The sequence below is a fragment of the Pseudomonas sp. FSL W5-0299 genome (assembly GCF_005930655.1).
Lineage (GTDB): Bacteria > Pseudomonadota > Gammaproteobacteria > Pseudomonadales > Pseudomonadaceae > Aquipseudomonas > Aquipseudomonas mandelii.
The window spans coordinates 89,715-110,174 of record NZ_RXHX01000015.1; the positions used below are offsets into that span (position 1 = coordinate 89,715).

12 protein-coding genes are annotated in these 20,460 nt (G+C 59.3%); 8 read left to right on the plus strand and 4 right to left on the minus strand.

The window, feature by feature from the left end; all coding sequences use genetic code 11:
- Nucleotides 1–87: 87 nt before the first annotated feature.
- From cobG to FHL16_RS18910, 5 genes are all read left to right on the plus strand, one after another.
- Nucleotides 88–1,395 carry a precorrin-3B synthase gene (gene cobG / locus FHL16_RS18890; RefSeq protein ID WP_077748964.1) on the plus strand — a complete coding sequence of 436 codons (1,308 nt, stop codon included), beginning with the start codon at nucleotides 88–90 and terminating at the stop codon, nucleotides 1,393–1,395.
- The gene (locus tag FHL16_RS18895; protein ID WP_077748965.1) at nucleotides 1,388–2,014 is read left to right on the plus strand and encodes a precorrin-8X methylmutase; all 627 of its coding nucleotides are present in this window, start codon (nucleotides 1,388–1,390) and stop codon (nucleotides 2,012–2,014) included. Before cobG ends, FHL16_RS18895 begins: the two co-directional genes overlap by 8 nt.
- On the plus strand, nucleotides 2,014–2,745 hold the full coding sequence (locus tag FHL16_RS18900; protein ID WP_010463910.1) for a precorrin-2 C(20)-methyltransferase: 732 nt from the start codon (nucleotides 2,014–2,016) through the stop codon (nucleotides 2,743–2,745). Before FHL16_RS18895 ends, FHL16_RS18900 begins: the two co-directional genes overlap by 1 nt.
- Nucleotides 2,745–4,448, plus strand: coding sequence for a precorrin-3B C(17)-methyltransferase (cobJ, locus tag FHL16_RS18905; RefSeq protein ID WP_077748966.1), 1,704 nt, complete (start codon nucleotides 2,745–2,747; stop codon nucleotides 4,446–4,448). Before FHL16_RS18900 ends, cobJ begins: the two co-directional genes overlap by 1 nt.
- 509 nt (nucleotides 4,449–4,957) lie before the next feature.
- Nucleotides 4,958–11,998, plus strand: coding sequence for a TcdA/TcdB pore-forming domain-containing protein (locus FHL16_RS18910; protein ID WP_158080549.1), 7,041 nt, complete (start codon nucleotides 4,958–4,960; stop codon nucleotides 11,996–11,998).
- Between the two features lie 75 nt (nucleotides 11,999–12,073).
- On the opposite strand, the gene FHL16_RS18915 is transcribed toward FHL16_RS18910, so the two are convergent.
- Nucleotides 12,074–12,670 carry a MarC family protein gene (locus FHL16_RS18915; protein WP_010463905.1) on the minus strand — a complete coding sequence of 199 codons (597 nt, stop codon included), beginning with the start codon at nucleotides 12,668–12,670 and terminating at the stop codon, nucleotides 12,074–12,076.
- 177 nt (nucleotides 12,671–12,847) lie between these two features.
- Here FHL16_RS18915 and FHL16_RS34500 point away from each other — a divergent pair, with 177 nt between their 5' ends.
- From FHL16_RS34500 to FHL16_RS18925, 3 genes are read left to right on the plus strand one after another with little or no spacing between them, the layout of a single operon-like run.
- Nucleotides 12,848–13,213 carry a hypothetical protein gene (locus tag FHL16_RS34500; protein WP_238706183.1) on the plus strand — a complete coding sequence of 122 codons (366 nt, stop codon included), beginning with the start codon at nucleotides 12,848–12,850 and terminating at the stop codon, nucleotides 13,211–13,213.
- A gap of 14 nt (nucleotides 13,214–13,227) precedes the next feature.
- Nucleotides 13,228–13,719 (plus strand): hypothetical protein, encoded by a 492-nt coding sequence (locus FHL16_RS34505; RefSeq protein WP_238706184.1) that lies wholly within the window; start codon nucleotides 13,228–13,230, stop codon nucleotides 13,717–13,719.
- Between the two features lie 57 nt (nucleotides 13,720–13,776).
- Nucleotides 13,777–14,499, plus strand: a complete 723-nt coding sequence (locus tag FHL16_RS18925) for a hypothetical protein (protein ID WP_077748968.1) — start codon at nucleotides 13,777–13,779, stop codon at nucleotides 14,497–14,499.
- Between the two features lie 21 nt (nucleotides 14,500–14,520).
- On the opposite strand, the gene FHL16_RS18930 is transcribed toward FHL16_RS18925, so the two are convergent.
- The 3 genes from FHL16_RS18930 to purH form a co-directional block, all read right to left on the minus strand.
- Complete coding sequence (locus FHL16_RS18930) at nucleotides 14,521–17,304, minus strand: hybrid sensor histidine kinase/response regulator (protein WP_077748969.1); 2,784 nt, start codon at nucleotides 17,302–17,304, stop codon at nucleotides 14,521–14,523.
- A 99-nt stretch (nucleotides 17,305–17,403) separates the two neighbouring features.
- The gene (gene purD, locus FHL16_RS18935) at nucleotides 17,404–18,699 is read right to left on the minus strand and encodes a phosphoribosylamine--glycine ligase (protein WP_077748970.1); all 1,296 of its coding nucleotides are present in this window, start codon (nucleotides 18,697–18,699) and stop codon (nucleotides 17,404–17,406) included.
- Nucleotides 18,700–18,847: 148 nt separating this feature from the next.
- Entirely contained in the window at nucleotides 18,848–20,455 is a 1,608-nt protein-coding gene (gene purH / locus FHL16_RS18940) for a bifunctional phosphoribosylaminoimidazolecarboxamide formyltransferase/IMP cyclohydrolase (protein ID WP_010463895.1), read from the minus strand.
- Between the last annotated feature and the right edge of the window lie 5 nt (nucleotides 20,456–20,460).

The following is a 20,460-nucleotide window of genomic DNA, read 5'->3' on the forward strand; positions in this document are numbered from 1 at the left end:
TGCGCTCGGGCAAAGCAGGCATAATGGCGACCTTTCGCCCACCACGGCGCTGCCAGCCAGCCGGTCCATCCCTTGAACGAACGCCCGATGTCCACCGCTTTACGCCCCTCGGCCTGTCCGGGGTTGTTGCGTATCGTCCAGGCACTGGACGGCGGCATCTGCCGGATCAAGTTGAATGGCGGTTCGATCAGCGCGGCTCAGGCCGAAGCGGTGGCGGATGCGGCCGAGCATTTCGCCGGCGGGGTGATCGAGGCAACCAACCGCGCCAACCTGCAGATTCGCGGGATCGGCAGTGAGCACGCTGCCTTGATCGACAGCCTGATGGCGGCCGGACTCGGCCCGACCAGCGCGGCGGGCGATGACGTGCGCAATCTGATGCTCAGCCCCGGCGCCGGCATTGATCGGCAGATGCTGATCGATACGCGCCCGCTTGCTGAACAGATCCTCGCCACGCTGCAAAGCGATGAACGCTTTCACGACCTCAGCGCCAAGTTTGCGGTGCAACTGGATGGCGGCGAAGGGCTGGCAATGCTCGAACACTCGCATGATCTTTGGTTGTCCGCTGCTGAACGAGGCGGTGAGCGAGTGTTTGTGTTCGGCCTGGCGGGTTGCCTTGTCGACCTGCCCGCAGGCGCGGTGTCGCTGGAGCAGGGGCATGCGCTGGTAGTTGCGGTGCTGGAGCTGTTTCTGGAGCTGGCGCGCCCCGAGCAGACCCGCATGCGGCACCTGCTCGCCGAATGTTCGCTCGACGTGTTTCTCGCGCGTCTCGCCGAGCGAGTGCCGTTGATGCCCATCGAGGGGTGGCGGCGCGAGGCAAAGCCAGATGCGCTGCACATCGGCGCTCATCCACAGCGTGATGCCGGTCGTGTCTACATCGGCGCAGTGCCGCCGCTGGGCCGCCTCAACCCGGCGATGCTCCGAGGCGCTGCACAACTGGCCCGCGAACAGGGCGACGGCACGCTGCGTTTCACGCCCTGGCAAAGCCTCTTGGTGCCCGGCGTCCATGGCAGCAAGGCGCCTCACGTTATCCACAACCTTGAACACCTCGGCCTGCGCTGCTCGGCCGACGATGCCCTGGCGCATCTCATCGCCTGCACCGGCTCGACCGGCTGCGGCAAAGGCCTGGCTGACACCAAGGGCGATGCCCGGCAACTGGCGACGCTGTTGCAACGTCACGGCAAGGCGCTGAACGTGCACCTGTCCGGCTGCCCGCGTTCCTGCGCGGCGGCGCACATCGCGCCGGTCACGTTGCTGGCGGTTTCTTCCGGTCATTACGACCTCTATTTTCGCGATGCAGCGCAGCCGGGTTTCGGCGCGCTGCACGCACGCAATCTTACTATTGAAGCGGTCGCGGCCTTGCTCGACGCCCGCTCACGGAGCCCCTTAGATGCTTGATTACATCCGCGACGGTCAGGAGATCTATCGCAACTCCTTCGCGATCATTCGTGCCGAGGCCAACCTCGAGCGAATCCCGGCCGATCTGGAAAAACTCGCGGTGCGGGTGATCCACGCCTGCGGCATGGTCGACGCCATCGACGGCCTGCAATTTTCGCAAGGCGCGGGCAAGGCCGGGCGTGAGGCGCTCGCCGCCGGTGCGCCGATTCTGTGCGACGCACGGATGGTCAGCGAAGGCGTGACCCGCACGCGGTTGCCGGCCAACAACGAAGTGATTTGCACCCTGCGAGATGAAAGCGTCCCAGCGTTGGCCCGAGAGTTGGGCAACACCCGGTCCGCCGCCGCCCTGGAGCTGTGGCGTCCGCATCTGGAAGGCAGCGTGGTGGTGATCGGCAACGCCCCGACCGCGCTGTTCTATCTGTTGGAAATGCTCGATGCCGGCGCCCCCAAGCCGGCGCTGATCCTCGGCTTTCCGGTCGGCTTCGTCGGCGCTGCCGAATCCAAGGCGGCGCTGGCGGCCGACAGTCGCGGCGTGCCGTTTGTCATCATGCAAGGCCGGCTGGGCGGCAGCGCCATGGCCGCCGCCGCCGTCAATGCCCTCGCCACGGAGATTGAATGATGCAGCAGCCTGGACGCTTGATCGGCCTGGGCGTCGGCCCCGGTGACCCGGAGCTGATTACTGTCAAAGCCCTGCGCTTGCTGCGCGAGTCGCCCGTGGTGGCGTACTTCGTCGCCAAGGGTAAAAAGGGCAACGCCTTCGGCATCATCGAAGCGCATTTGCAGGACGCACAAACGCTGCTGCCGCTGGTGTATCCGGTGACCACTGAAGCGTTGCCGGCGCCGCTGTCTTATGAGCAAGTGATCAGCGATTTCTACGATGCGGCGGGCGAAGAACTCGCCGCGCATCTGGATGCCGGTCGAGACGTGGCGGTGATCTGCGAAGGTGATCCGTTCTTCTACGGCTCCTACATGTACTTGCACGATCGTCTGGCCGAACGATACGAAGCCGAAGTGGTGCCGGGTGTGTGCTCCATGCTCGGCGGCGCTTCGGTGCTGGGCGCGCCGTTGGTGTATCGCAATCAGAGCCTGTCTGTGCTCTCGGGCGTATTGCCGCACGAGGACCTCAAGCGTCGCCTGGCCGATGCCGATGCGGCGGTGATCATGAAGCTGGGACGCAACTTTCCCAAGGTCCGTCAGGTGCTCGAAGAACTGGGGCTGGCGGAGCGGGCGCTGTACGTCGAGCGCGCGACCATGGCCAATCAGAAGATCGTGCCGCTGGATCAGGTCGAGCCGATGTCCTCGCCGTACTTCTCGTTGATCATCGTTCCCGGCGAACGGTGGCAAGGTTGATGGCCCGTCCAGTTCCGGCGATTGTCATTCTTGGCAATGGCAGCCTCGCGACCGCACGCAAGCTCCAGCAGGTCTACCCCGGCGCCTTGATTCATGGCCTGGCCGGACGGGTTGAAGGCGCGGACCGTGTCTATCACGAGTTTGGCGCGACCGTGCGCGAGTTCTATCAGCAGGACACGCCGATCATTGCCTTGTGCGCGGCCGGGATTGTGATCCGCACCCTGGCGCCGTTACTGCTGGAGAAGGGCGCCGAGCCGCCCGTGCTGGCCGTGGCCGAAGACGGCAGTGCCGTGGTGCCGCTGCTGGGTGGCCTCGGTGGCGTGAACGTCATGGCGCGGGAGATTGCTGCCGGTCTTGAGGTGGCGGCGGCGATCACCACCAGCGGTGAACTGCGCTTCGGCACCTGCCTGCTCAATCCACCCAGCGGCTACGCCCTCGGCGATCTGGAACTGGGCAAACGTTTTGTCTCGGATCTGCTCGCCGGCCAAAGTGTGCGCATCGAAGGCACCGCGCCGTGGCTGGCGCAAGCGCAGCTGCCGGAAGATCCGCAGGCGCCGTTGTCGATTCATGTCGGCAGTGCCGAGCGCACGCCGGCGGCCAATGAATTGCTGATCTACCCGCGCTGTGTGCTGGTGGCGGTGAACGCCGAGGTGGCGGATCTGCCGAACGCGATTCGCGGGGCGCTGCATCAGGCAAACATCGCCGTGCAATCGCTGGCGTGCCTGCTGGCCAGCGATCTGCACATGGCCAACCCTGCGTTGCGCGACGCGGCGCTTGAGCTGGGTGTGCCGCTGCGGTTTGCCTCGGTCAGCGGCGGCGTCAGCGAGCTGGCCCGCGACACCGCGCCGAACGCTACCGTCGTGGCGGCGGATACGGGCATCGCGATCGCGGTGGCCAGTCAGCCACTGGAGGTTGCACAGATCGGGCGTGCGCGCGGTCGTCTGGCCGTGATCGGCCTGGGCCCTGGCGCCGCCGAACTGATGGTGCCGGCGGTGAAGGATGAACTGGCGCGCGCCAATGACGTGCTGGGTTATGAAACCTACGTGCGCATGGCCGGGCCATTTCGCGAGGATCAAGTGCTGCATTGCACCGACAACCGCGAAGAAATGCAGCGCGCTCGCCACGCCTTTGAACTGGCGGCCCAAGGGCGGTCGGTGGTGGTGGTTTCGTCGGGAGATCCGGGTGTATTCGCCATGGCGGCCGCCGTGCTCGAAGCGCTGCACGAGTCGAGTGAGCCGGGTTGGCACAACGTCGATCTGGAGATTCTTCCAGGCGTCTCCGCGTCCCTGGCAACGGCCGCCCAGGCCGGCGCGCCATTGGGGCACGACTTCTGCGTGATGTCCCTGTCGGACAACCTCAAGCCTTGGGCAATCATCGAGAAGCGGCTGGACCTCGCGTCTCAGGCCGACCTGGCGCTGGCGTTCTACAACCCGATCTCGCGGTCGCGTCCTTGGCAACTGGGTCGGGCACTGGAGATTGTCGCGCAGCACCGCACCGCTGAAACGCCAGTGGTGTTGGGGCGGGACATTGGTCGTCCAGGCCAGACATTGCGTGTCACCACGCTGGGTGATCTGACCCCCGATCAGGTCGACATGCGCACCATGGTGCTGGTCGGCTCTTCCACCACCTGCGTGTTCCCGCGTGCCGAGGGTGGCCAGTGGGTGTATACGCCTCGTTGGTACGGCGACAAGCCAGCCGGGTAAGTCTTGGCGGCCAGCGATGCTGGCCGCAGTTCCGCCCCCCTTCCAGTGCGTAAGATTTTTCACCGCGCATCGACCGAAAGATTCCTTGATGCCCGCCGTACTTTAACTGGGCTCACCCGGAAAGTGCGTGCGAGTGCCTCAGACAATTCAATATCCGCGTTTCATGTTCTGATACAACCGACGCAGGCCGTTTGATTCGCGGCTGTGCGCAGTGTGTTAGTAACCGTTTCCGACAAAGATAAAAGTTACACTTGTTTGTTCGGCTTAAGTGTAATTAATTAATTGCGCTGTTGTTGGATTGAGGTTGTTATTTTTATCGCATAGTATTTTTTGGGTGGGCAGCTTGGGCAGTTTTTTGCCTGCTGTTTCAGTGGTTAGCGTATTAGCAATGCCAGTGCTTTCGGTGCTGGTTTTAAATATCAGTTCAGGTTCGCAAACATCGACGGATGGCGTGTGCGCGACGCTGTGGGCTACGTGTATTTCAAGTTTGTTATAAGGGCATGGATGTGATGAATCAATATCAGGGATCAAACACGGCGGGTAAGTCGTTTCTTCAGTATTTCAGACTCGATGATATTCAAGCACTCTCGAACGAGTTTCGCGCCGCGCCGGAATATGAAGCGCTGGTTGGCTATTACTCAGCGTGCGCAAAAGATCAGCCATGGGCTGACCAGATGGCGCCATTGTTATTGCTCAAAGAGACGCTCGACTCACTGATTGGCCAGCGCGCCGGACCGATTTCCGCCGCGTTGGCCGACCTCTCTGCGCGGCTTGAAAACTATACAAACCGGCTGGTCCAGACCGTGCGAATGTTGAATCCGGTTGCGCCCGAAGTGCCGAAAATAATGCACTTCGTTTGGGTCGGCGGGAGCGCGGTTGGCGCTATTCAGCGAGACTACATCAATATATGGAAGGCGGTCATGGTCAAGGAAGGCCATACGTTCAACCTCTGGTACGACAGTGATGCAGTACTGGCCTTCGAGATGAATCGAGTGATCCTGGACAGTGCCAGGGCGCATGCCATGGAGTCAGGGGGAGCCACTATCGCCACGCCTGTGGAGCTGGCCCGGATGATCGAACATCGAGCCCGGGTGCTGAAAATGCAAATGTCGGCTCACCTCAGGCAGGAGCGCTGGGCCGGAAAGGCGGATGAAGCGCGTATTGATCTGATGGTTCGCGCCTATGGCAAGGACGAGGCCACCCTCATTGCGTTCAGACAAAAATGCCTGGACAGCCACTTGGCCATGGTTGATCAACATCTGCGGTTACGCGACGTGCGTGAAGTCTTCAAAGAACACCTTTTATGGGACGTCTATGAACGCGAAGTGGCAGGGCGAGGCAACTTTGCTGCGGCCAGCGATGTGGTTCGCCTGCAGGTCGAAGCACTGGAGGGCGGTCGCTACAGTGATGTGGATTACTTGCCGCAACTGAAAAACGTATTGGGCGGAGTCGATATTACGGCGTTCGATGAAAGTGCGCGAATTGGCGTATTACAACTCCTGCTCAATAACAACGAATCGCTGATGCCAGGGCGCGACCCCAGTCGATACCCTGACCGCACAATGAGTATTCCTGAACAGCACAGGGCAGCATTAAACGAGTTTGCACTGCAGCGTCCGGGGCCCTCCGACATATTTTCTGCGCCGGGCAATAGTCAAACGCCCACGGACGGTATTCGCATGGCCATCCAGATCAACAGTGAAATGAACTCTCATATCGTCGCGCATGCCGGCGCTGGCTCGACCCAGGCGATTATCGAGTTGATCAGGTTCAACTACGACTTCCTGTCAGAGTTTGAGTCTCGATTGAACGCGACGGCTGTGGACTGGAGCGACAGTGCAGCCGTACAAGATATTCTCGTGGCGATGGTGAATGAAAAGATTGCCGAGGTGCCTGGACTGTCGAAAACGCGCCGAGGGTATTTAGGCAAGCTGGTTAGCGCCATTGGCGCTTACTACAGTGACGGTATTCGTTATGAATCCCGTGGGACCATTGATTTGACCGGACCTGGAGCGGCGATTACAGGGCTTGAGGAGTATGTGGAAAAGCATCTCCTGTTTGATGGGAAAAACGAAATACGAGACCGATTGAAATTGTCGGATGGCTACAACGTGGCCACCGAAGAAGAGAAGGTTTCTGGCTGGACGATCAACGCTACACCGCAAGAATGGCTGCAAAAAGAACAAGCAAACTGGGCCGACGGCAAATTACAAACACGTTATCAGGGGACTTTTTCAGAGCTGTTGAAAGGGCGCACCATCAGCTTCGAAAAAGGCTGGCCGATCATGGAAGGGCGCCCGGTTTTGTTGACCGCCATCCTGCAGCGCTGGATGGATGAGTTGGGGGAGCCCTTCATCCGTGCGATGAACGAAAAGCTCAGCGGTGAGTTGAATTTCGCTAAACCTTTTTCCCTGGACTTTGATGACCGGCAAAGGATTCTGAACCAGCCTGTAGCCGAGCTACCGGTTTCCCATGGTTTCTATCCGATTGGCAATCTGAATGAAATGATCGTTCGCATCGGTCATGGGACTCTGCCGCTCGATCAGTTGAGTCCGGTACATCGGGTGGTGCTCGGTGGCCTTTTCGGCGCATCGACGCTGGACGAAACCGGTTTCGCCGACGCCTGGCAGCAGCTCGGCGCGCTCGCGGAAAGTACGGCCGACCGGGGTATATCCGAGCGGTACATGTCTATCGAGCAGGTGTTGCTTTCGCTCAAAAGTCCCGAGTTCGAAACGGCGTTTGCCGCCGTCAAAACGCCAGTTGACCCCTCCACGGAGAGCGCTCAGGTACTCAAGATTCTTTCATTCGAGAATTCGTTGACGCTTCGTCAATGGGGCGAGAGCGTGGCTCGCATCAGGCACCAGACGGACTACGAGCTACGCCGATACATTCTCCAGCGCAGTGCCTCGGTGCGTAAAACGCTCCTGGAGGCGGGCGCGTCAATGGCCAAGTTAATGCCTCAGGGGTTGCTGGTCAGGGGCGATGGCGACCCCGGAAGACGCTGTTATCCACTGGCGCTGCTGATGGCGGCGGCGACTCATCAGGGCCGCGATGCGGTACAGGCACTCAGCGGCAGACTGGCCAATGCGCATTTCTCGCCCGGTGAAAGTGATACCCATGCATTTCTTCAGGCGCTCGACGAATTGCGCGCCATACCCCAGGCTGATTTTGGCGACAAGCTCGGCCCGTTGAGTTTCGATGGCATCTTTGAGGTGTTGGCGGCTAAACCTGCACCTTGCACGTTGATGCTCAATACCGAAAACCATTCAATGATGGTGGCCAGGACCGGGACGGCCGAACACAGTAGCTGGTCTTTCTACGATCCCAATTTCGGTGTCTTTGGTTTCGATCGGATAGACCACCTCAAGCTTGGGATGAAGGCCCTGTTCAACACGTCCGACCTGGCCAGGCAGTATGCGATCGAGTCGACGGATCGCTCGCCCTTCAATGTGATCGAGCTGGACGGCGATCGCCTCGCCAGCAAGCACTTACCGTCGGAACTGCCAGTGTCGAAGCTGTTGGGCAATGAATCCTTGAGCTCAGGAAAAAGCATCGCACCCTGGTCCCATCACGCCCAATTACGCTCACGCGCGCTGTCTGAAAATGCGCGATTGGGACGGGGTCTTTCCGAACGGGATGCCAGCGTCTGGGCGAGCAAAATCGATCAGGTGACAAACCGGGTGAGATCGGCGAACGGACTCGGGAGCGAGTACGTCCCCGTGTTCGCAACCCTGCAGGCTCAACCGGATGACGGTTACGCACTGTCGTTCATGGACATCAAAACGCAACAGATCCGCGTGGTGAAAACCAACGAACCGTTTCTCGGGCGAATCAAGTCGTTCCTGGACACGAGTATCGAGTACCTGGCCGGCAGCAACGATGGACATAAACCTGTTGATCCAACGGATGTTTCCGAGGGTAGCCGGCTGAGTTTTGCGTTTGGTTTCCAGGCGTTGATCACCGAACTTCGAAACCGCGATCAACTGGCGCAGCCTGGAACAGAATCGAACCTGGCCGTCGCCGTTCGCCTTCATGGCTACCTGGGCCATGCACAGTTAGTCCACGGTATCGGCCTCGACACGCTGCAAATGGCGAACCTGGTTCGACAGCTGGTGAACGCCGAGCGAGCGATAGCGGTCAGGACCGCTTCGGCGGGCGGGCGACTCCTGGCGCGAATCGCTGGCCCGGGGTTGGGGCAGGTATTGGGCGTGGTCAATATCGGTTTTGATATTTACGAGTTCTACAACGCCGAAAACCACGAGCAGCAAGCGCGTTTCGGCACTCAACTGCTGTTCGATGTCAGTGCGCTTGTGCTCGACGGCGTTGCGCTGGTAGTCGGCGGGACGGCGGGTGCGGTCGCAGGTTTTCTGTCGGTGCCATTGCTTGGCATCGGAATCGGCGTCACGGCGATTGCCGGCAATCTCGGGCAAATCATGGACAAGGCAGAGAAAGTTGCCGAATTGTTTACCCGGTTCAAAACGGCGTACAGCCCGCAGGCTTTCTCGGTCAAGCAAGGGGTCGTATCGATCATGCCCGAGTCGGTGGTGGACACGGTTGATCTTCGCGAAGGGGTCATCGTGTTCGGCAGCCAGGGGCTCTTTCGCTCTTTGGGTGGCTCAGGCCTCCCGCGGCCCGATGGGAACAAACAGAACGCTATTGTCGTTCGAGAAAGCATGGGGCTGCCAAAACAGGTCGCGATTCCTGGCCCGCGTGTTCATGGTCGATTTAACGCTGTGCCGGCAGAATCGGCCTTGCTGCTTCCGGGTACTCCAAAATGTTATTACGGCTACGAATATCAACTGGGTTCCGATCCGCAGGTCTTTGAGTGGAGCGACCTGCTCCTGAACGTTGTCGGCGGCTCGAGCTTCCTGCCTCGTAAGATGTATCCGCAATATGACGTGTTGCGTGAACTTGAAGCCAGGGAGGAAGGTTTTTTCTTCACCCACGCCAGACCTTTCCCGCACATCCTGTACAAACTCAATCCTGTCTATGAGTCCACGAGCATTACCGTGCGCGTTGGAAATGAAACCCGAGCGCTGTACGTTCCTGAATTACCGCGAGAGATGCGGGGCAGGGTTTCTTACCGCATCGACACGCTGAGGGGGGCTTACTCCCTCGCACTTAAACCTGGACTCGTGTCGGTCCATCTCAGCGCACTTCCCGGTGACGGAAGCGTGAGCTGGGTGTTGATCGCCGACTGGATCACGCCACAACACATCAGTGTCGGCGCGGCGGGGTTGAACATCGACGGTATCGAGCTGAGCATCGAGGCCGACATCGACGTATATGTTCGAACAAAGAACCTCGAAACCTACCGTGTTGACCGCGAACATCGGCAACTGTACCTGGCGTCACTTCAAGCGGCCGACGGACATTACTCGCAGGCGGAGCTTGACCGTTTGAAGGTGCTTCACCGGCAGCAGCGCATGGGCAATGCCTTAATTCCTGCGGGCAAGTTTCTGCTGCCTTTTGGCAATCCAGAAAAGCCGAAATACACCGCCGGTTGGTACGAAGTGGCAAAGGAACGGTTCATTTATGGCCGTCAATTCCTGGGTCCGGTCAGCGAGAAACTTCAACTGGCGGCAGTGCAAGACGATCACGCTTACTTCTATCACCCGGATCAACCCCTGATATGGCGCGTCAATGCCGTCACAGGTTTGACTACTTGGCGCTACAGCGTTTTCAATCGTGGAAGTGAAGAGGCGCAGATCATTGGCTGCCTAGATCGGGGCGCTGGCGTTGTTCAAGTCACTCAGCGGGTACGCCTGAGCAAGACCCAGCGTTACCTGGTGATTTATCTGATTCACGGCGAGGAAATCTCGTTGGTTTCGGTATCGAGCGAACCGCCTGACTATTTCGATACCTTGAAGGACGTCATTGCCCTGTTACAGCAGGTTGATATTGCGGTTGTTGCTGAAGGCGCCGACGCCGAACGGCAAACGTCCTGGAGGCCTGCGTCCTTTGTGACGGTAACGTCCGGCGATCTCGACAAGCCGTCGCTGCCGAGATGGATCAACGGGCAGAGCCACCAGCTCCTGACCCCGCACTTGCCCGTCAGCGAAACCGCCTCGACGCTGCCCCAGATAAGCTTGCTGCCACCGAATGATCCTGATGTTGCAGCGTTCCTGTTTCACGACGCACACAGTCAAAACCTCTATCACCAACCCTTTACCGGCGATGAGGCACAACGGGTGCCATTGCCAGGCAGCGTCAAGCTCAGGATCAGCGACGGCGGGTACCTGGTCGTCAATGAGTCCGGGCTGATGTTTGACGTTCGTCAGGACGCGAGCTTTTTCCTTAGCGGCGTGACGGGGGATTGGCTGGATGCCCATCCATTGTGGATGAGCGATCTGGAGGCCCTTGGCAAGGAGCATGCGGTTTCGCTGATTTCGCTTTCCGGATTATCGGACGTCACCGGCCAGGTGCCTGTCTACGCGCGCTACCTGAACAACAAGCTGTTGGTAACCGACCTGATGGCTGAAAAAGGTTGCCGTCTGTTGTCCGTCACTCGTGATGGCAAGCACGCCTGGTTACTTGGCCTGAGCAGCGGCCACCTCTATCGTCAGGCGTTTATCGAGCCTGAGCAGCTGAGCCGCGCGTTCGGCAGTGGCAGGCGGCTGATCAATGCCGACGCGCTGCCACGACCAGAAAAGGTCTGGGGAGCCTGGGCATTTTCTGAAGTGCTGCCTTACGGCACCGGTTTGCGGGGCCGCACTCGGGACGGGGTCAATTTCGAACTGATTGAAGGTGAGCCGGCCCGCATCATCAGTGTCGAGAACGCCTGGTCTTATCGTTACAGGGAGTCGCCTGAAGCGCTGACAAAACGCCTGAACGATTTAGTGTCCGGTCAGGCTCATGCGCCTTTTTTGCCGATTGGCCACTCGACCAACCGTTACGCGTATTACGTACCCGAACTCAATCGTGTCTTTGAGGTTAACGGCAGAGCGGATGGGCAGTGGGCAAACTTCCTCGGGACGAAACAAGGGAGTGTTCCGCTGTTGTTTGATCCGGTGGACGGCGTGATCTTCAACCGCAACACAAAAGAGGTTGTGTGGGTGGCGGCGAACAAGGCCAGTCGAGAGGGTGATGTCATGACGCTGGAGATCGCGGGAGAGGTAAAAGACCTGCTGGCTCTGGTGCCCGACGGTGTCAGTTCATTGATTCTGGGAGGCGCTGAAACGGGGTCGATTTACCACGTGTCGGAGACCGCCTGGCAGCACCTCGATTGCATCGTGGTCGATTGCACTGACTGGCCGGACATTGACGCCATACCCTCGCGACTGATTCTGGCGACCGGAGCGCAGGATGACTGGCGTGTCGATCGGGCAGACAACCATCTGCTGCTCACCGACCCCGACAACGGCAGCAGCCTGGTTTTTCGTTCGGCACAATCTGAGGAGTGGGCATTGGCCCAGTCGCTGAACCTGAGTGTGCAAGTTCTTGGCAATACGCTTGAGGTCAGCGTCCATGAGCTGTGGCAAACGATGTTCGATCTTGGGGAAAGCAGCCTTGAGTTAAAAGTGCTCGTCGAGAAGTTGAGCTCGGTCTAAAAAACCGAGGGTGGAGATCCGGGTTCCGAACGTTTCGCAACGTTGTCAATTCACAACGTTGCGCTCCCTGGCTGATCAGGGCACCAGGTAACCTTTTACGCCCGTGAAGATAATCTGTGCCGCCAGCGCGCACACAAACAATCCCATCAGCCGGCTGACAATCTGCAAGCCCTGGTCACCGAGAATCCGTTCGATGCGGCTGGACAAATAAAGGACCACGCCAACCGTAAAGCTGGCCAGGGCAATGCTGAGAATGGCCGTGAGTTTGTCGTCCCAATGTGGCTGGCTCACGCCCATAACCAACAAGGCACCGATGGTGCCGGGGCCGACCGTCAATGGAATCGTCAGCGGGACGATCGTCACGTCCTGCTGCACATTGTCGGTCTGCACCGCCGACTTGCCTTGGGCCATGCCCAGTGCCGAGATAAACAGCACGCTGCCGGCGCCGATGCGGAACGCGTCCACGGTGATGCCGAAGACACTGAAAATCACCCGTCCGAACAAGTACAGCAAGACGCTGGACACCAGCGTGGCGGTGGCCACTTTCCAGGCCAGTCGACGTTGTTCCTTGCGTGAATAACCGCGGGTCAGGCTGATGAAGCAGGACAACACGAAGAACGGGCTGTAGAGCACCAGCATCTTCAGGTAAACGCTGAATAACACGTGGAGCATGGTTTCGGCTCGCATCAGGAGTGAGGATGACGAGGAGTCTATCAGTCAGTTAATTGCTTGTGGGTGTGAGTTGTGACAGGCGCGTCAGTTAATTTTGCGATTGGGTGTTTTTATTAGTTGCTTGGGTGTTGTTGTAACTTATGTTTAGTTGGTGGATATGATGTTACAGGTTTTAGTTTGTCGTTGTTCGTTTGTTTGGTTATTGTTTTATCGCAAGTTCATGAGGAACTTGCCTGGTATTTTTATAAGGAATTCATTGTGTATAATCAAGCTATTCGTGAAAGTTATGTTGCTGCCTGTATTGAAGCTATTGAAGCGTGTGATATCGACGAGCAGATCATTATCCGCCCTCGTGGTCTTATGGTTGTGGGCGACGAGATCGAAGCACCGTCGAAGGCTCCGTTGTGGGTGAAGGCACGTTGGGCTTTTCTGGCAAGCTCAGTGCTGAAAACAAGTCGGACGCTCAAAACGCCTTTCTCTTTGCATCCCGTGCAGCGAACAAACTATACCCTGAAGAACATCAGGGCAAAGAGTGGTACTTGAGGTTCCGGGAAGTCATGACCCTCGCAGGCTGGACGCCTGTCAGCAAGTACTACAGCGATCTGCACGTCAGCGGCACCAGCGTCCGCATGGACAAACTGGTGCTGGAGATTCTCGGTGCGGTGGTTGCCGGCGTTGCGTTGCCTGGTTCGACGACTGCGTTGATGCTCAAGGTGGCGGGTGATGCGATCGCGGCCCTGCAAAAGCGTGACACGGCTGCCCTGACTGTTTATGAGCGAAATCTGCTGGAAAATGGCGTCGGGGGAATCTCGGCAGGTGCGTGTGTCGAAGTCGAGGGTGAGGCAATCATGGCTGTGGGTGCAGTGCGTTTTCTTCGCAAGAACAGCTCCACCCAAGTAATGTTTACGGATGTGGATATCCGAAATGTGAACTTGTATCGCGGCGAAACGGTATTTGCCAAAAATACATTGGTCGCTGATGCAGTCCGTGAGTCCATCAAGAGCAAACTTGTCCCACATAAAGACCAGATCGTAGACATTGATATCTAATTGATCTAAATCGGCAGCCGGTTGTCGGCTGCCTTTTTTATTGTCGAGGGAGTTGATATGAGTTGCGAATATTCTGTGTTGATCGTTGGCGCTTGTGTCGTGATTATTCCGGCTGCGGATGGGGCGGCGCACTATAAGGATCTGGTCGATTCCGTGTTGCTGGCGCAATTGATTGCCAATAAGAAGATTGAAAAAGCCCCGGATGTCGACTGGTACAACGCTTATGTGGAATTTCTGGATGACTACTGGCTGCGACGTACAAGAGCGCGACAGGAATGGCTGATTACCCAGGACAGTGTCGAGTCTGTCAGCGACTGGGTCATTGCAGCGATTTCACAAGGTGCTGTGGATAAAGGAGGCGCTACGGCGGCAACAGTGCAGCGGCTGGCAAGGTTGTCCGGCAACGAGCCCGCAATGGGTTTGCTGCGCGATCACATGCAGAAAATATCCACGGACGAGTCGGGTGATGTTCTTGCGCCCGCAAAGGCTGTGCGTTTGCTGGTGGTTATAGCGCAGACGCCGACATCGCTCACAAGTGTGTACATCGAGCTTAAGACCCGCCAGATCATCAGTGCCAATCCGCTGGCCCAGCGACATCTGGCCGAGGATGTACAAGGCAGCGTTTGCATGCGCTACGCCAGTGCTGACTTGTCCGGAATCCTCTACGGCCCCGTGCGCGACGCCATTGCCTTGAAGATCAGCGACAGGTATCAGGACAACGTCGCGATGTTGACGTTGACCGATGATGCTTCGACCATGGAGATCTGCGCAGCAGATTGAGTCATGCCGGCGTTGATTGCCCTACACGCCTGCCTGGAGCGTTGAGGCTGTGCGATTCTGCTGATCACGCTGGGCAACCCAATGCTCGATCAGATCGCGCAGTTGCGACAGCTCGACCGGTTTGGCCATGTGCCCGTCCATGCCCGCCTGGCGCGCGCGTTCTTTGTGCTCGGCGAGGATATGCGCGGTCAACGCCACAACCGGGGTGCGAATCCGCTGGTTGCCGACTTCCCAGGCACGTAACTGCTGGGTGGCAGAGAAGCCATCGAGGATCGGCATTTCACAGTCCATCAGGACCAGGTCATAGCGCTGGGCTTTCATTGCCTGCAAGGCTTCTTCGCCATTGCTGGCGGTGTCAGGTTGCAGGTTGAGCTTGCCGAGCATGCCGCGAATCACCTTGGTCGAGATGTTGTTGTCTTCGGCCACCAGAATGCGGAAATCACTCGGAACCTTGACCGGAAGCGTCGGACCGGAGGTCTGGTACGGCGAGACGGTCGGGCCCTTGTTGCGCTGGTTCAGTTCATCCGCCAGGGTGGTCTTGAGGGTGTAGCCGGCCACCGGTTTGGCGAGGATGCGTTTGATCCCGGAGTTGCGCGCGATGATCTTGCTCGGCGCGTTGCTGATGCCAGTGAGCATGATCAGCAGAATGTCGTGGTTCAGGCTCGGGTCTTCCTTGATCTTGGCCGCCAGTTGCATGCCGGTCATGCCGGGCATGTTCTGGTCGAGCAGGACCACGTCGAAATAATCGCGCAGGTGAGCTTTGGTGCGCAGCAATGCCAGTGCCTCTTTACCGGACGGCACGGCACTGACGTTCAGGCCCCAGGCGCTGCATTGCTGCACCAGCACTTTGCGGCACGTGTCGTTATCGTCCACCACCAGCACACGCGCACCTTGCAGCGGCCCGTCGAGGTCGGAGGTCGGGTGCTCGAGACGATCAGGGTCCAGCGGCAGGGTCAGCCACAACGTGCTGCCTTGGTTGGCGCCAATCTTGATGCCGAATTCGCCCTGCATAAGGCGGATCAACTGACGGGCAATCACTAGCCCCAGGTTGCCGCCCAGGCTGGTTGCCGAGAGGAAATGTTTGCTGTGCAGCTCGGCGTGCATCAGTGCGTCGCGTTCTTCGGCCTCCATCGGCACGCCGCTGTCTTGCACGGCGATGCGCAGGCGCGGTTGGGCGCTGCGTTCGTCAAGGGCGACGACGATCAGGATCTCGCCTTCGTCGGTTTTCTTCAGGGCGTTTTCCAACAGGCTCAGCAAGGTCTGGCGCAGACGCGTCGGGTCTCCGCTGATGACGCGTGGCACTTGCGGCTGGATGAAACTGATCAGCTCGACGTTCTGCTGTTCGGCCTTGGCGCGGAAGATGCTCAGGCAGTCTTCGATCAAGGCATTGAGATCGAATTGAACGTCGTCCAGTTCTATCTGCCCGGACTCGAGCTTGGAGATGTCGAGTATCTCGTTGATCAGGGTCAGCAGTTCGTTGCCGGCGCTGTGGATCGTCTGCACATAGTCACGCTGCTTGACCGACAACGGTGTGCCCAGCAGCAGTTCAGTCATGCCCAGTACGCCGTTCATCGGGGTACGGATTTCGTGGCTGATCTTCGCCAGGAACTCGGCCTTGGCGTTGATCTCGGCATTGCTGGCCGCCAGGTCGCGACTGACGCTGAAACGATCTTCGGTGATGCTGCGCTGACGTTCGCTCAGCGCAATGCTCATCAGCACGCCGCTGATGCAGATAAACCCCAGCAGCGTCATGATCAAGCCCTGCGGCGCGACCAGCGTCAGCCCCAGCAGGGCCGGCAACATGATCAGCGTGCCAATGTTGAACACGACCATCGCCGCGACGAACAGGCGCGCCGGGCGATAACCTTTTTGCCAGTGATAGGCACTGACGAACAACATGCTCAGACCTGCCAGGGCGACCAGGGCGTAGGTCATGATGTTCAGCGGCAGCGTATTGACGAACAGCAGCAAGCCGCACATCACGATGAACAGAATGTCACCCAGCAGCAGCTTGTTCAGCGGGTGCGGGCCGAGTGGCGCAAAGAAACGATAGGCGAACATCAGGCCGCACGGCGCCGTCAGCAGCAGGGCGAGGTAGGCGCCGGGTGTCTGCACCGCGTGCCAGTTTGGCAGCCAGGGCCCCGCCAGATTCAGCAACAGCAGCAGGCTGAGCATCAACAGTGCTTCGCATGCGGCCAGCCAGAGACTGCTGCGCGAGCGCGTATAGGCGTAGCGGACGAGGCTGTGCAGGATCAGCATCCCGAGGCAACCGAACAGAAGGCCGTAAATCAGCATCTGGTTCTGATTGGCTGCGGTCATGATCGCCGATTGCAGGGTGATGTACGGCCGTAACTGGTGTTCGGACACCAGCCGCAGGTAGACGTCGAGGGGTTTGTCGCTTTGTGGCAGCGGCAACATGAATTCGCTGCTGGGCAGGGGACGGTCAGCCTGGGGCTGCCCGGTGCCGGTGTTCAATTGATCGATCAGCGTGTCGCCGTCGAGCACGTACAGATTGAGGCGCGACAGGTCGGGGGCGAACACTCGCAGCAATTGCTCGTGCTTGCCGGGTGCAAGCCGGAAGCGCAGCCACAATGCACCTTCGGGCTCGGCCGCGGTGAGGCGGTCAAGTTCGATGGGGCTGAATTGATTGGTGTAGCGCGCGGAACGGATGTCGCTCAGCTGCAGGTCGCCCTGTTCGTCAAGCAATACCGCCCAGCCACTGCCTTGCGTGGCCTGGGCCGGGAGCATGCAGAGCAAGGTCAGCAGCGTGACAGTGAAACCTATGGCAATCCTGAGCCAGCGCACGGCGAAATCCCTTCGTAGGTTGATGCCAGATTATAACTATGCGCGGCGCCGGAACAGTCCGGCAAGGGCCTGAAGCACAAGCCCTGCCGAACGGATCGCTTATTCCTGATTTTCGCCACGTTCGCGGGCAATGGCACGGTAACCAATGTCCTTGCGATAGAAACAGCCTTCCCAATCAATCTTTGCCGCCAGTTTGTAAGCCTGTTGCTGGGCAGCATCAACGCTGGCGCCCATGGCGGTAGCGCAAAGCACACGACCACCGGCGGTCACCACTTGACCGTCCTTGAGCGCAGTGCCGGCGTGGAAGACTTTGCCTTCCAGTGCGGCGGCTGCATCCAGGCCGTTGATGGCGACGCCTTTAGCGTAGTCGCCAGGATAGCCGCCAGCCGCCAGCACGATGCCGACGCTCGGACGTGGATCCCATTGCGCTTCGACCTTGTCCAGGGCTTGCGCCAGGGCCGCTTCGACCAGCAACACCAGGCTCGACTGCAAACGCAGCATCACCGGTTGGGTCTCAGGATCACCGAAACGGCAGTTGAACTCGATAACTTTTGGGTTACCAGCCTTGTCGATCATCAGGCCGGCATACAGGAAACCGGTGTAGACGTTGCCTTCATCGGCCATGCCGCGCACGGTCGGCCAGATCACCAGGTCCATGACGCGCTTGTGGACTTCAGCGGTCACGACGGGGGCAGGGGAGTAGGCACCCATGCCGCCGGTGTTCGGGCCGGTGTCGCCGTCGCCGACGCGTTTGTGGTCCTGGCTGGTGGCCATCGGCAGTACGTTCTTGCCGTCGACCATGACGATGAAGCTGGCTTCTTCGCCGTCCAGGAATTCTTCGATCACAACGCGCGAGCCGGCCTCGCCGAATGCGTTGCCCGCGAGCATGTCGCGCACAGCATCTTCTGCTTCGGCCAGGGTCATGGCAACGATCACGCCTTTACCGGCGGCCAGGCCATCGGCCTTGATCACAATCGGCGCACCTTTTTCACGCAGATAGGCCAGGGCCGGCTCGATCTCGGTGAAGTTCTGGTAATCGGCGGTCGGGATCTTGTGGCGAGCCAGGAAGTCCTTGGTAAAGGCTTTCGAACCTTCCAACTGGGCCGCACCGGCCGTCGGGCCGAAGCAATCCAGGCCACGGGAGCGGAACAGGTCGACGACGCCAGCGACCAGCGGCACTTCCGGGCCAACGATGGTGAGGGAAACGTTTTTCTCCGCGAAATCTGCAAGCTGCTCGAGGGCCAGCACGTCGATAGCGACGTTCTCGCACTTGGCTTCAATGGCGGTGCCGGCGTTGCCCGGGGCAACGAATACTTTCTGCACACGCGGATCCTGAGCCACTTTCCAGGCCAGGGCGTGTTCACGGCCACCGCTGCCAATGATCAAAACATTCATTTCAAAAACCTCAAATTCTGTAAGGCGCTGCTGGAGCGCTTTATGTGGGAGCGAGCCTGCTCGCGAAAGCGGTGTGTCAGTCACATCGATGCTGAATGTGCCGCCCTCTTCGCGAGCAGGCTCGCTCCCACATTTCGATCAGGTTGGATCAGTGACGGAAGTGGCGCATGCCGGTGAAGACCATGGCGATGCCGGCTTCATCAGCAGCGGCAATCACTTCCGCATCACGCATCGAGCCACCCGGCTGGATCACCGCGGTGATACCGACCTTGGCCGCGTTGTCCAGGCCGTCGCGGAACGGGAAGAACGCATCGGAGGCCATCACCGAGCCTGCCACCTGCAAACCGGCATGTTCAGCCTTGATCGCGGCGATACGGGCGGAGTTCACGCGGCTCATCTGGCCAGCGCCGACGCCGATGGTCTGACGGTTCTTGGCGTAGACAATGGCGTTGGATTTAACGTATTTGGCGACTTTCCAGGCGAAGATCAGGTCGTTGATTTCCTGCTCGGTCGGGGCACGCTTGGTCACGACTTTCAGGTCGTCGGCGCTGATCATGCCGATGTCGCGGCTCTGTACCAGCAAACCGCCGTTGACGCGTTTGTAGTCCCAGGCAGCGGCGCGATCAGCCGACCACTCGCCGCAGGCCAGCAGGCGCACATTGGCTTTGGCCGCCACGATGGCGCGGGCTTCTTCGCTGACGCTAGGGGCGATGATCACTTCGACGAACTGACGCTCGACGATGGCCTTGGCGGTTTCAGCATCCAGCTCGCGGTTGAAGGCGATGATGCCGCCGAACGCCGACTCGGTGTCGGTGGCGTAAGCCAGTTCGTAAGCCTGACGGATACCGCCTTCTGCGTCCGGGCTGACCGCAACGCCGCACGGATTGGCGTGCTTGACGATCACGCAAGCCGGCTTGACGAAGCTTTTCACGCATTCCAGCGCGGCGTCGGTGTCGGCCACGTTGTTGTACGACAGCTCTTTGCCCTGCAGTTGGGTCGCGGTGGCGATACCGACTTCGGCAGGCTTGGCTTCCACGTAGAACGCCGCGCTCTGGTGCGGGTTCTCGCCGTAGCGCATTTCCTGAGCCTTGACGAACTGGCTGTTGAAGGTGCGCGGGAACTCGCTGCGACCGGAGGTCGAGAGGGTGTCAGCGGCCTGGTTCACGGTGCCCATGTAGTTGGCGATCATGCCGTCGTAGGCCGCGGTGTGTTCGAAGGCCTTGAGCATCAGGTCGAAACGCTGAGCGTAGGTCAGGCCGCCAGCCTTGAGGCTTTCAAGGACGCTGGCGTAGTCGCTGGCATTGACCACGATGGCCACGTCTTTATGGTTTTTTGCCGCCGAGCGGACCATGGTCGGGCCGCCGATGTCGATGTTCTCGATGGCGGTTGGCAGGTCACAGCCTGGCTTGTTGATGGTGGCTTCGAACGGGTACAGGTTGACCGCGACCAGGTCGATCGGCTTGATGCCGTGCTCGTTCATGATGGCGTCGTCGATACCACGACGACCGAGGATCCCGCCGTGGATTTTCGGGTGCAGGGTTTTCACCCGACCGTCCATCATTTCTGCGAAACCGGTGTAGTCCGCGACTTCCACTGCGGCAACACCGTTGTCGCGCAGCAGCTTGAACGTTCCGCCGGTGGAGAGGATCTCGACGCCCAGGGCTTCAAGCTCTTTGGCGAATTCGAGGATCCCGGTCTTGTCGGAAACGCTGATCAAGGCGCGGCGGATCGGCAGGCGGGTAGTCTGGTCGGTCATTTCAA